Origin of the sequence: Streptomyces coeruleorubidus (genome assembly GCF_008705135.1) — a bacterium.
In the GTDB taxonomy this organism is placed as follows: Bacteria; Actinomycetota; Actinomycetes; order Streptomycetales; family Streptomycetaceae; genus Streptomyces; species Streptomyces coeruleofuscus.
The window spans coordinates 4,845,537-4,857,979 of sequence record NZ_CP023694.1 but is presented as its reverse complement, the minus strand read 5'-3'; the positions used below and the strand labels follow the sequence as shown (position 1 = coordinate 4,857,979).

10 protein-coding genes are annotated in these 12,443 nt (G+C 70.7%); 6 read left to right on the top strand and 4 right to left on the bottom strand.

What is annotated here, in order from left to right:
* Nucleotides 1-82 precede the first annotated feature (82 nt).
* Nucleotides 83-2,221, top strand: a complete 2,139-nt coding sequence (locus CP976_RS22460) for a SpoIIE family protein phosphatase (RefSeq protein WP_150481984.1) — start codon at nucleotides 83-85, stop codon at nucleotides 2,219-2,221.
* Here CP976_RS22460 and CP976_RS22455 read toward each other — a convergent pair.
* The 3 genes from CP976_RS22455 to CP976_RS22445 all read right to left on the bottom strand — a co-directional run bounded on the left by CP976_RS22455 (nucleotide 2,176) and on the right by CP976_RS22445 (nucleotide 6,410).
* Nucleotides 2,176-3,270 (bottom strand): AI-2E family transporter, encoded by a 1,095-nt coding sequence (locus CP976_RS22455; RefSeq protein WP_150481983.1) that lies wholly within the window; start codon nucleotides 3,268-3,270, stop codon nucleotides 2,176-2,178. The genes CP976_RS22460 and CP976_RS22455 overlap by 46 nt on opposite strands.
* Before the next feature lie 476 nt (nucleotides 3,271-3,746).
* A complete protein-coding gene (locus CP976_RS22450; RefSeq protein WP_150481982.1) occupies nucleotides 3,747-4,724 on the bottom strand; it encodes a pirin family protein in 978 nt (325 codons plus the stop codon).
* A gap of 174 nt (nucleotides 4,725-4,898) precedes the next feature.
* The gene (locus tag CP976_RS22445; RefSeq protein WP_150481981.1) at nucleotides 4,899-6,410 is read right to left on the bottom strand and encodes an MFS transporter; all 1,512 of its coding nucleotides are present in this window, start codon (nucleotides 6,408-6,410) and stop codon (nucleotides 4,899-4,901) included.
* 143 nt (nucleotides 6,411-6,553) lie between these two features.
* On the opposite strand from CP976_RS22445, the gene CP976_RS22440 reads away from it, so the two are divergent.
* On the top strand, nucleotides 6,554-7,291 hold the full coding sequence (locus tag CP976_RS22440) for a TetR/AcrR family transcriptional regulator C-terminal domain-containing protein (RefSeq protein ID WP_150481980.1): 738 nt from the start codon (nucleotides 6,554-6,556) through the stop codon (nucleotides 7,289-7,291).
* 55 nt (nucleotides 7,292-7,346) lie between these two features.
* Here the strand turns inward: CP976_RS22440 and CP976_RS22435 are convergent, their stop codons facing one another.
* Complete coding sequence (locus CP976_RS22435) at nucleotides 7,347-7,811, bottom strand: SseB family protein (RefSeq protein ID WP_086600316.1); 465 nt, start codon at nucleotides 7,809-7,811, stop codon at nucleotides 7,347-7,349.
* A 132-nt stretch (nucleotides 7,812-7,943) separates the two neighbouring features.
* Between CP976_RS22435 and CP976_RS22430 the strand changes: the two genes are divergently transcribed.
* From CP976_RS22430 to CP976_RS22415, 4 genes are all read left to right on the top strand, one after another.
* Nucleotides 7,944-8,762 carry an intradiol ring-cleavage dioxygenase gene (locus CP976_RS22430; protein WP_150481979.1) on the top strand — a complete coding sequence of 273 codons (819 nt, stop codon included), beginning with the start codon at nucleotides 7,944-7,946 and terminating at the stop codon, nucleotides 8,760-8,762.
* A 134-nt stretch (nucleotides 8,763-8,896) separates the two neighbouring features.
* Complete coding sequence (locus CP976_RS22425) at nucleotides 8,897-10,723, top strand: acyl-CoA dehydrogenase (RefSeq protein WP_150481978.1); 1,827 nt, start codon at nucleotides 8,897-8,899, stop codon at nucleotides 10,721-10,723.
* Nucleotides 10,724-10,797: 74 nt separating this feature from the next.
* A complete protein-coding gene (locus CP976_RS22420; RefSeq protein ID WP_150481977.1) occupies nucleotides 10,798-12,096 on the top strand; it encodes a M18 family aminopeptidase in 1,299 nt (432 codons plus the stop codon).
* Between the two features lie 86 nt (nucleotides 12,097-12,182).
* Nucleotides 12,183-12,431: a DUF6458 family protein gene (locus CP976_RS22415; RefSeq protein WP_086600312.1), complete on the top strand. Its 249-nt coding sequence runs from the start codon at nucleotides 12,183-12,185 to the stop codon at nucleotides 12,429-12,431.
* Nucleotides 12,432-12,443: the final 12 nt, after the last annotated feature.

Genomic DNA, 12,443 nt, shown 5'->3' with positions numbered 1-12,443 from the left:
AGATCGGCTCTCCTCAGTTAACGATCGAGCACACTTCCCTCATCGGTGGCAGTGTTCGATCGCCTCTTCTTAAAGTAGGTCAATGCGCACTGACGAGCCCCTGCCCGCCGTGGAGGAGGCTCTCGCAGCCCTCGCGACCGGCCTGTGGCACTGGGACACCGCCACCGGGCTGGTCACGGTCGACGCCGAGGCGGCACGGTTGCTCGGGCTGCCCGCCGAACAGGTCAGCCTTACGGAGGCCCAGGCCCGGGCCCGGCTTCACCCCGTCGACTGGAACGAGATCACCGGCGTGATCCAGCTCGCCGTCGCCGAGGGCACCCTCGCCGAGGTAAGGGTCCGGATCATGGACGAGCAGGGCCGCATCGTCCGGGTCGTCCGCAGCCGCTCCAAGCCGTCCTTCGACCGGGCCCGTAAGGCGTACCGGATGATCGGCACCCTCCAGGAGGTCACCGAGCCCACACCGGGCACCCCGGCCGGGCGCAGCGCGGTCACGGGCGACTGGCGGCGCTCCCGGGAGGCGTTCCTGCTGGACGCGGGCCGGGCGCTGGCCGAGGCGCGCTCCACGCACGAGGTCCTGCGGGTCACGGCCAATCTGTCGATGCCCGGGTTCTCACCGGACGGGCTGGCGGTGTTCGGCGTGGAGGGCGACCGGCTGACCATCATCGGGCACCACGGGCAGCAGCAGGGTGACGACAGCCCGTTCTCCGACATGGCGCTGGACACGGACTATCCGGCCGCCGAGGTGGTGCGGACCGGCCGGGCGGTGTACCTGTCCTCCCCCGAGCAGTACAAGGCCCGCTACCCGCTGACCTGGCCGCTCGCCGAGCGCTTCGGCCGCCGGTCCTGGGCGTTCCTTCCACTGACCGTGGCCGGCCGCACGATGGGCGCGTGGATGGCGGCCTTCACCTACCCGGTCGCCTTCACCCCGGACGAGCGGTCGGTGCTGGCCACCGTGGCGCGGATGCTGGCACAGGCACTGACCCGGGCCGGCGTCGCCGAGAGCGAGCGGGCGCTGACCGACGGACTCCAGCGCACGATGCTGCCGAGGCTCGGCCCGCAGCGCATCCCGGGCATGAGCGTCGCCGCCCGCTACGTCCCCACCGGCGGCGGCCTCCAGGTCGGCGGCGACTGGTACGACGTGATCCCGCTGCCCAGCGGGCGGTTCGCGCTGGTCATCGGTGATGTGCAGGGCCATGACGTGCGGGCGGCGGGCCTGATGGGCCAGCTCCGCATCGCCCTGCGCGCCTATGCCTCCGAGGGCCACCGCCCCGACGCCGTCCTCTCCCGCGCCTCCCGCTTCCTGCACGGCATCAGCGACGAGGACCCCTTCGACCCGCGCTTCGCGACCTGTGTGTACGTGGAGGTCGACCCGACGACCGGCGTGCTGGACATCGCCCGGGCCGGGCATCCGGACCCGGCGATCCGGATGGCCGACGGGACGGTGCTGACGCGGCCGACGTCGGGCGGCCTGCCCCTGGGCATCGACCCGGACGCCGACTACCCCACGACCCGGCTCGCCCTGGAGTCCGGCGAGACCATGCTGATCTGCACGGACGGCCTGATCGAGACCGGCGGCCACGACCTGGACTCCGGCTGGCGGCGGCTGCGCGCGATCCTGGAGGACCACAAGGGCGACCTGGAGGAACTCGCCGACACCCTGGTGCAGGCCGTGCACGGGCCGTCGTCGCACCACACCACCGGCCCGCTGGCCGACCGCCGCGAGGACGACATCGCGCTGTTGCTGCTGTGCCGGGAGGGCGAGGGCTGCGGCTGCGGCGACACCGTGCTCGTGCCGGCCCCCGTGCGGCGCACGATGCTGACGGTCGCGCAGGCCGAGCCCGAGCGGGTCGCGGTGGCCCGGCAGCAACTGCGCGAGCTGTTGCACGACTGGGCCTCCCCGGACCAGGTCGACTCGGCGGTACTGCTGCTGTCCGAGCTGCTGACGAACGTCCTCGTGCACACCGACTCCGACGCGCTGCTCGTCGCCGAGATCACCGGCCAGGTGGGTGAGCGGCGGCTGCGGATCGAGGTCACCGACGCCGGTGACGACCTGCCGCACAAGCGCAGACCCGGGGTGCTGGCGTCCTCCGGCCGCGGCCTGGTGCTGATGGAACTGCTCGCGCACGCCTGGGGGGTGGACCCGCGCGGCGAGGGCAAGAGCATCTGGTTCGAGCTCTACGAGTCCGTGGACGGCTCGGGCGACGGCTCCTGGTCCCCGTAGCGGGTGCGGAGCTCCTGGAGGACGCCGAAGGCGGCCGCGGTGAGCGGCACGGCGAGCAGCATGCCGAGCACTCCGGCCACCGACGCCCCGGCCGTGATCGCCACCATCACCACCGCCGGGTGCATCTGCACGGTCCGGCTCTGGATCGCCGGCTGGAGCACGTGTCCTTCCAGCACCTGCACCGCGAGCACCACCCCGAGCACCCACAGCGCGATGACGAACCCCCGGTCGGCGAGCGCGACCAGCACGGCAACGGCTCCCGAGATGAAAGCGCCGAGGTAGGGGATGTAGGCGCCGACGAAGACCAGCGCCCCCAGCCCGGCCGCCCCGGGCACGTCGAGGACGAGCAGTCCGACGGTGATGCAGAGCGCGTCGATGAGCGCGATGAAGGTGGTGCCGCGCATGAAGCCCTCGACGGCGTGGAAGGCCCGTCGCGCCATGGCCTCCAGGGTGTCGGCCGAGCCACGCGGGGACAGGGCCCGCAGCGTCCCGGCGGCCTTGTCGGAGTCGCGCAGGAAGAAGAAGACGAGCAGCAGCGCGAGCACGGCCATGGCGATGGTCTCGCCGACCACGCTGACCCCGCTGATCACGCCGGAGGCGGCGGAGCCGCCGAACTTGCCCAAAAGTTGCCGGGCGTTGGAGGCCAGGTCGTCCAGCGAGGTCCCGGCCGCCCCGAAGTGCTCGGAGATGCCCCGGGCTGCCTGCCTGAGCGAGGCGACGATCTCGTCGCCCGTGTCGATGAGCGCGGCGACCACGATGTACACGGCCCCGCCGACCACGGCCACGACGGCGACGCAGGTGAGCCCGGCCGCGACCGACCGCTGCACCCCGGTCTTCACCAGCCGCCGGTGCAGGGGCCCGAGCAGGGCCGTCCCGAGCAGCGCGAGCAGCACGGGCACGACGGCGGTCCGGAACTCGTCGCACAGCCGGATCCCGACGTAGACGACTCCGGACACGAGCAGGAGGAGCGCGCACCAGGCGGCGAGCCGCCGGAGGGGGTCCGGGAGGAGCGGCCTGGGTCCGTCAGCGGTCGGGTCGGAGTCCTGCACGCCTCCACCCGACCATGCCCGGGCCGGACCGTCCCGCCGGAAAGGCCCGCCCGGGTGACGGGGCGTCAGCGCCGTCGGCCCGACCGCCGGTTCATGTCACGTCGTGGCCGACACGGACCTTGCGGACCGCCGCCCGCCCCCACGGGACGACCAACCCGGCCAGGGCATGGGCGTCGGCAACGGCAGCGGACTCGCCGGCTCAGCGCCGTCACCGGCAAGAACCTTGCGGACCACCGCCCGCCCGGCCAGGGCGTGGCCGTCGGCAGCGGACTCGCGGGCTCGGCGCCATCGGCGACAAGGACGTCGAGGCCGCCGCCGGCCCCCACGGGACGACCAGCCCGGGCCGGGCGTGGGCGTCGCCGGCGGCAGCCGGCTCACGGGCTCCGCGCATGCGGGACCGCCCCGGCGGAGAACGCACGGCACCAGGGCCGATGGAGGGGCGTCGCGCGTGCGGCGCCCCCCGTACGACACCGGCGTCAGTCCTGCGGTCCGCTCGCGGTCATCCCGTGCACCGCCGGGACCGTGCCCAGCCGGCCCTTCTGGAAGTCCTCGAAGGCCTGCATGAGTTCTTCCTTGGTGTTCATCACGAACGGGCCGTAGTGGGCCATGGGCTCACGGATCGGCTGCCCGCCGAGCAGGACGACCTCCAGGTCCGGCGTGTGGGAGTCCTGCTTCTCGTCCGCGCGGACGGTCAGCGAGGATCCGGCGCCGAAGACGGCGGTCTGGCCCATGTGGACCGGGCGGCGCTCGGTGCCGACGCTGCCGCGCCCGGCCAGCACGTACGCCAGGCCGTTGAAGTCCTCGCGCCACGGCAGGGTGAGCTCCGCACCCGGGGCGAGGGTCGCGTGGACCATCGTGATCGGGGTGTGGGTGATGCCGGGGCCCGCGTGCCCGTCCAGTTCACCGGCGATGACACGCAGCAGCGCGCCGCCGTCGGGGGTGCTGAGGAGCTGGACCGAGCCGCCGCGGATGTCCTGGTAGCGCGGGGCCATCATCTTGTCCCTGGCCGGGAGGTTCACCCACAGCTGGAGGCCGTGGAAGAGCCCGCCGGACATGACGAGATGCTCCGGTGGCGCCTCGATGTGCAGCAGGCCCGAGCCCGCGGTCATCCACTGGGTGTCCCCGTCGGTGATGGTGCCGCCACCGCCGTTGGAGTCCTGGTGGTCGAAGATCCCGTCGATGATGTACGTGACGGTCTCGAAGCCGCGGTGCGGGTGCCACGGCGTGCCCTTGGGCTCGCCCGGCGCGTACTCCACCTCGCCCATCTGGTCCATCATGATGAACGGGTCGAGGTGGCGGTAGTTGATCCCCGCGAACGCCCGGCGCACCGGGAAGCCCTCACCCTCGAAACCGCTCGGAGCGGTCGTGACGGCGAGCACGGGACGTGCCACGGCGTCGGCAGGCGCGGTCACGCGGGGCAGCGTCAGCGGGTTCTCGACGGTCACAGCAGGCATGTCGGTTCCTCCTCGTGTACGCCCAGTTTAGTTGAGCGTTGAACTTCTTGCCACCCCAAACAGAGAAAACCGGGTGGGCATTCCCGGGCGACGGCGCAGCGAACCACGGGACACCGGCACGGCGAAAGACCGGCACCCCCGCGCTCGGGGTACCGGCCTGTTCGTACGTCCGCGTCAGGCGACCAGCTCGGTCTCCTCGCTCCCTTCCCGGGCGGGCTCGGGCTCGGTCTCGGGCTTGCGGTCCCGCATCACCAGCGTGGCCACGACCGCCGCGGCCAGGACACCGATCGCGCTGATCGTGAAGGTCGTCGACATCGAGGCGGTGAAGGCCTCCCGGGCCGCCCGCACCAGGCCCGTGTCGCCGCCCGCGACCGCCAGGGCCCCGCCGATGGACTCCCTGGCCTGCTCCGGAGCGCCGGCCGGCATCTGGTCCGTGTAGCCACCGGAGAGCAGCGCGCCGAGGATCGCGATGCCGAGGGCGGTACCCGACTGCTGGATGGTGTCGTTGAGGGCAGAGCCGACGCCCGCCTTCTCCTCCGGGATCGTGCTCATCAGGGCGGCGACCGCGGCCGGCATCGCCAGACCGGCCCCCAGGCCCAGGATCCCGAGCGCCACGGCCGGGACCGTGAAGCCGCTGTCGGCAGTGAGCGTGGTCAGCAGCCCGAAGGAGGCGGCCATCAGCAGCATTCCGGCGAGGATGACGAACCGGTTGCCCACCTTCACCGCGAGCTGCGCCCCGGCCGCGTTACCGGCCAGCGCGGCCACCGCCAGCGGCAGGAAGGCCAGACCCGCCTTGACCGCGGACCAGCCGAGGACGAACTGGAGGTACTGGGTCAGGACCAGCAGCAGGCCGGCGTTGCCGATCTGGACGAGCGCCAGCGAGAGCGAACCCCCGCTGAAGTTACGGTGCTTGAAGAGGACCAGCGGGACCATCGGCGAGCGGGTGACGTTCTCCCAGACCACGAAGCCGGCCAGGGCCACCACCGCGACACCCAGGACGAGGAGGGAACGGCCGCCGAACGCGCCGTGCTGCGGGATCTCGATGATCCACCACACCAGGGCCGTCATGCCCACCGCCGACAGCACCGCGCCCAGCGGGTCCGGCTTCTGCCAGGGCGCCTTCGACTCCGGCATCAGCAGCACACCGGCCAGCAGCGCCAGGGCGACGATCGGCACGTTGATCAGGAAGATCGCCTGCCAGGCGAAGTGGTCGATCAGCACACCGCCGAGGACCGGACTGCCGACCAGCCCCAGCATCGACACCGAACCCCACGCCGCCATCGCCTTGGGCCGCTCGTCCTCGTCGAAGACCGTGATCAGGATCGACAGCGTCGACGGCATGATCAGCGCCCCGCCGACCCCCATCGCGATCCGCACCGCGATCAGCTCACCAGGACTGGAACAGAACACCGCCCCCAGCGACGCCGCCCCGAACAGCAACAGCCCGACCAGCATCACCTTCCGGCGGCCGAACCGGTCCCCCAGACTTCCCGAGGTCAGCAGCAGCCCGGCGAAGACCAGGGTGTAGGAGTCGAGGATCCACTGCATGTCCTGGGCACTCGCCCCCAGGTCCTCCGTCAGCGCGGGCACGGCGACCGTCAGCGCCATGTTGTCGACGACCAGCACCAGCGTGCTCAGGCACAGCACGATCAGGATCCACCAGCGCCGCGGATTGCGAGCGTCCATTCCAGTTCCCCTCCTGCGAACACCGTTCCTTCGATGCGCACACTGTACGCATAGCGGAACAGTGTGCGCAAGGCTTGAGTTCTGTACGCTGAATGCGCACGCTGTTCGCACGAAGGTGCCGCAGGTCCCCGCAGGAGGAGCAGATGAGCCGCAGCAAGACGACGGACAAGAACCCGATCCCGTCCGTATGGGCCCGCGAACAGCGCCGCGCCGACCAGCCCGCACTTAGCCGCGAGGCGATCGTCCGGGAGGCGATCGCGATGCTCGACGCGGACGGCATCGAGGCGCTCAGCATGCGCAAGCTCGGCGCCCGTCTGAACGCCGGCGCGACCTCGCTGTACCGGCACGTCGCCACGAAGGACGAACTGATGGAGCTCGCGGTGGACGAGGTCGCCGCCGAGATCCACGTCCCGCCGGCCGGCGGCCCAGACTGGCGCGCGGCGGTGACCGAGGCCGCGGGGTCCTTCCGCACGACGGCCCTGCGGCACCCCTGGCTGACCCTGGTCCTGGGCCAGGCCGGGCTCGCCTACCTCGGGCCCAACTACATGACCTTCTCCGAGCGCCTCGCGGCCCTGTTCACCGCGGCGGGGTTCCCCGAACCGAGCCGTGCGATCGACGCCGTCTTCTCGTACGTCATCGGCATGTCCACCACGGAGGCCGCCTGGCTCACCACGGTCGCCCGCGCCGGTGAGACCGAGTCGGAGTTCGTCGCCCGTCTGCTGCCCACGGCACGGCAGGTCTCCGCCGGCTACGACCACCTGGCGGCCGCCGAAGCCACGACCGCCGCCCAGGCCGTCGACCCCGCCCGGCTCCGCGACGACAAGTTCGCCTACGGCCTGGATGTCGTCCTGGACGGCCTGGCGCTACGCCTGCCGAAGTAGGGTCAGCCGCCGCCTGTGCGGCAAGGGCGGCTGGCCGTCTGCGAAGCGATGGCGTCTAGCCATACATCCGGCGCATCGCGAACTCGACCATCTGCTCGACCGCCTTCGCGTCGAACACCATGCGGTGCTCGCCCTCCATGTCCAGCACGAAGCCGTAGCCGGTCGGCAGCAGGTCCAGGACCTCGGCGCCGGTGATCACGAAGTACTTGGACTCCTTGCCCGCGTACCGGCGCAGCTCCTTGAGCGTGCTGAACATCGGGATCACCGGCTGCTGGGTGTTGTGCAGGGCGAGGAAACCGGGGTTGTCGCCGCGCGGGCAGTAGACCTTCGACGTCGCGAAGACCTGCTGGAAGTCCTCGGCGGTCATCTGCCCGGTGGTGAACGCGCGCACCGCGTCCGTCAGGGAGGGCGGGGACGGCTCCGGGTACAGCGGCGGCTGCTGTCCGTATCCGCCGGACATCGGCTGCTGCGGAGGGGCGTACTGCTGCTGCGGGCCCGCTGTCTGGTCGTAGCCGTACATGAGCGCAAGAGTACCGAGAGCGGCGGGCCGGGCGGTGCGGTACGGCAGCGATGGCGAATCGACAGTGACTCGACAGCGACCTGACAGTCGCCGCTATGGATCGGCACAGCCACGGCTCATAGCGTCGGAGCCATGAACGAACGCCACGACGAGGGCCCGCACGAGCACGACAGAGGCCTCTCCTACGACCTTCCCGTCCTCGCCCGCCGCCGGATGATCCGGCTGATGGCCGGCGCGAGCCTGATCCCGCTGATGGGCTGCACGACAGAGGAGAAGACCCCGGCGTCCTCGGCGTCCTCATCGTCCTCGTCGTCCGCCGCGTGCGCGGAGATCCCCGAGGAGACGGCCGGGCCCTTTCCCGGTGACGGTTCGAACGGCGTGAACGTCCTGAAGGAGAGCGGGGTGGTCCGCAGCGACATCAGGAAGAGCTTCGGCGACTCCGCGGGCGGCACCGCCGAGGGCGTGCCCCTGACGATCACGCTGACGGTGGTGGACGCGGCCTCCGGCTGCGGCACCCCGAAGCGGGGAGCCGCCGTCTACGTGTGGCACTGCGACCGGGACGGCGCCTACTCCCTGTACTCCGACGGCGTCACCGAGGAGAACTACCTGCGCGGCGTCCAGGAGACGGACGACAAGGGCCAGGTCACGTTCACGAGCGTCTTCCCCGGCTGCTACCCGGGCCGCTGGCCGCACGTCCACTTCGAGGTCTACGGCTCTCTGGCCGACGCCACCGCCGCCACCTCGATCACGAACACCTCGCAGCTCGCCTTCCCGAAGGACGTCTGCGACGCGGTGTACGCCACGGACGGCTACGGCGACAGCGTGCGGAACCTGAGCGGCCTCTCGCTGGAGGACGACGGCATCTTCAGCGACGGCCACGAGCGGCAACTGGCGGCGATGACGGGCAGCGCGGGCGACGGCTACACCGCGACCTTGACCGTTCCGGTGTGACCTGTCACAGATGACCGGATGGGGTTGCGCCTTATTACTGACGGGTAGCATCATCGTAGCTACTTGTTGGTACGTGAACTAGCGCGAGGAGCCAGTGCCTCGCCGATCTCTCTAGGGAGCCGGGAGCCGTCGCCATGGGGCACTACAAGTCGAATCTCCGCGACATCGAGTTCAACCTCTTCGAAGTACTCGGGCGCGACAAGGTGTACGGCACCGGCCCGTTCGAGGAGATGGACGTCGAGACCGCGAAGAGCATCCTGGAGGAGCTGACGCGCCTCTCGGAGAACGAGCTGGCCGAGTCCTTCATCGACGCCGACCGCAACCCGCCGGTCTTCGACCCGGAGACCAACACGGCGCCGGTCCCCGCGTCCTTCAAGAAGAGCTACCAGGCCTTCATGGACTCCGAGTACTGGCGCCTCGGCCTGCCCGAGGAGATCGGCGGCACCACCGCGCCCCGCTCCCTGATCTGGGCGTACGCCGAGCTGATCCTGGGCGCCAACCCGGCCGTGTGGATGTACTCCTCGGGCCCCGCCTTCGCCGGCATCCTCTTCGAGGAGGGCAACGAGGTCCAGAAGCACATCGCCAAGTTCGCCACGGAGAAGCAGTGGGGCTCCACGATGGTGCTCACCGAGCCCGACGCGGGCTCCGACGTGGGCGCCGGCCGCACCAAGGCAGTGCAGCAGGAGGACGGCTCCTGGCACATCGAGGGCGTGAAGCGCTTCATCACGTCCGGTGAGCACGACATGTCGGAGAACATCCTCCACTACGTGCTCGCGCGTCCCGAGGGCGCCGGCCCCGGCACCAAGGGCCTGTCCCTCTTCCTCGTCCCGAAGTACCTCTTCGACTTCGAGACCGGCGAGCTGGGCGAGCGCAACGGCGTCTACGCCACGAACGTCGAGCACAAGATGGGCCTCAAGGCCTCCAACACCTGCGAGATGACCTTCGGCGACCAGCACCCCGCCAAGGGCTGGCTGATCGGCGACAAGCACGACGGCATCCGCCAGATGTTCCGCATCATCGAGTTCGCCCGCATGATGGTCGGCACGAAGGCGATCTCCACCCTGTCCACGGGCTACCTGAACGCGCTGGAGTACGCCAAGGAGCGCGTCCAGGGCCCCGACCTGGCGAACTTCATGGACAAGACCGCGCCGAAGGTCACCATCACCCACCACCCCGACGTGCGCCGCTCGCTGATCACGCAGAAGGCGTACGCGGAGGGCATGCGCGCCCTGGTGATGTACACCGCCTCGATCCAGGACGCCATCCAGATCAAGGAGGCCGCCGGCGAGGACGCCGCCACCGAGCACGCGCTGAACGACCTGCTCCTGCCCATCGTCAAGGGCTACGGCTCCGAGAAGGGCTACGAGCTGCTCGCCCAGTCGCTCCAGACGTTCGGCGGCTCCGGCTTCCTCCAGGAGTACCCGATCGAGCAGTACATCCGGGACTCCAAGATCGACACCCTCTACGAGGGCACCACGGCGATCCAGGGCCAGGACTTCTTCTTCCGGAAGATCGTCCGCAACCAGGGCGCCGCGCTGAACTCCCTCGCCGAGGACATCAAGAAGTTCCTGGCCCTCGGCACGGGCGGCGAGGAGCTGGCAGGTGCCCGCGAGCACCTCGCCAAGGCCGCGGTCGAGCTGGAGGCCATCGTCGGCCTGATGCTCACCGACCTCGCGGCCACCGAGAAGGACGTCAAGAACATCTACAAGGTCGGGCTGAACACCACCCGCCTGCTGATGGCCTCCGGTGACGTCGTCGTCGGCTACCTGCTGCTCAAGGGCGCCGCGATCGCCGCCGAGAAGCTGGAGACCGCCTCCGCCAAGGACAAGGCCTTCTACACCGGCAAGATCGCCGCGGCCAAGTTCTTCGCCGCCAACGTCCTGCCGGGCGTCACCCTGGCCCGCAAGGTCGCCGAGGGCGTCGAGCTGGACCTGATGGAGCTGGACGAGGCCGCGTTCTGATCCTCACGTCCTCTGTTCGAGGGCCTGTTCCCCTACACCGGGAACGGGCCCTCGTCCGTCGTTAAGGTGAACCCATGACCGAACCAGCCCGCTTCGACCGCGGCCACACCGACGACCTCATGACCTTCCTGGCGGCGAGCCCCTCGCCGTACCACGCCGTGGCCACAGCTGCCGAGCGGCTGGAGAAGGCCGGCTTCAGGCAGGTCGCCGAGACGGACGCCTGGGACGGGACGAAAGGCGGCAAGTACGTGCTGCGCGGCGGCGCGATCGTCGCCTGGTACGTGCCGGAGGGCGCTGCGCCGCACACGCCGTTCCGGATCGTCGGCGCCCACACCGACTCCCCCAACCTGCGCGTCAAGCCGCTCCCCGACAGCGGGGCGCACGGCTGGCGCCAGGTGGCCGTGGAGATCTACGGCGGACCGCTGCTCAACTCCTGGCTGGACCGCGACCTGGGTCTCGCGGGCCGGCTGACCCTGCGCGACGGCTCGACGCGCCTGGTCAACGTCGACCGCCCGCTGCTGCGCGTCCCGCAGCTCGCCATCCACCTGGACCGCTCGGTGACGGCGGACGGCCTCAAGCTCGACAAGCAGCGGCACATGCAGCCGATCTGGGGCCTGGGCAACGACGTGCGCGACGGCGACCTGATCACCTTCCTGGAGGAAACGGCCGGCATCCCCGCGGGCGAGGTCACCGGCTGGGACCTGATGACGCACTCCGTGGAACCGCCCGCCTACCTGGGCCGCGACCGCGAACTGCTGGCCGGTCCGCGCATGGACAACCTGCTGTCAGTGCACGCCGGCACGGCGGCCCTCGCGGCCGTGGCATCCGGCGCGGCAGAGCCGGCCGCCATCCCGGTCCTGGCCGCCTTCGACCACGAGGAGAACGGCTCCCAGTCGGACACCGGCGCGGACGGACCGCTGCTCGGCAACGTGCTGGAGCGCTCGGTGTTCGCGCGCGGCGGCTCCTACGAGGACCGGGCCCGCGCCTTCGCCGGCACGGTCTGCCTGTCCTCCGACACCGGCCACGCCGTCCACCCCAACTACGCGGAGCGGCACGACCCGACGCACCACCCGCGCGTCAACGGCGGCCCGATCCTCAAGGTCAACGTCAACAACCGCTACGCCACGGACGGTTCGGGCCGCGCGGAGTTCACGGCGGCCTGCGAGGCGGCCGACGTGCCCTTCCAGTCCTTCGTCTCCAACAACTCCATGCCCTGCGGCACCACGATCGGCCCGATCACCGCCGCCCGGCACGGCATCAAAACCGTCGACATCGGCGTGGCCATCCTGTCGATGCACAGCGCGCGCGAACTGTGCGGTGCCGATGACCCGTTCCTGCTCGCGAACGCTTTGACGGCGTTCCTCGAGGGATAGAACGGGCCGTCACCGCATGGGTGTTCCCCTCGGGGGTACCCGGTGTGCGGACCGGAACGACCGGACCGTACAGGGAGGCGACACACATGGGCCTCGGCGGATGCATCATCCTCATCGCCGTGGGAGCCATCCTCACGTTCGCGACCGACTGGGACATGCAGGGGGTCAACCTCGACCTCGTCGGCATCATCCTGATGATCGTCGGACTGATCGGCGTCACGACGTTCAGCAGCATCGCCAGGCGCCGGCGCGTGGTGGTGCCACCCACGACGCCGGTCGTGGACGACGGACGGCGCCACACGCGCGACGGCTACAGCGACGGTTACGGGGTGTGACCCCCGCCCGGA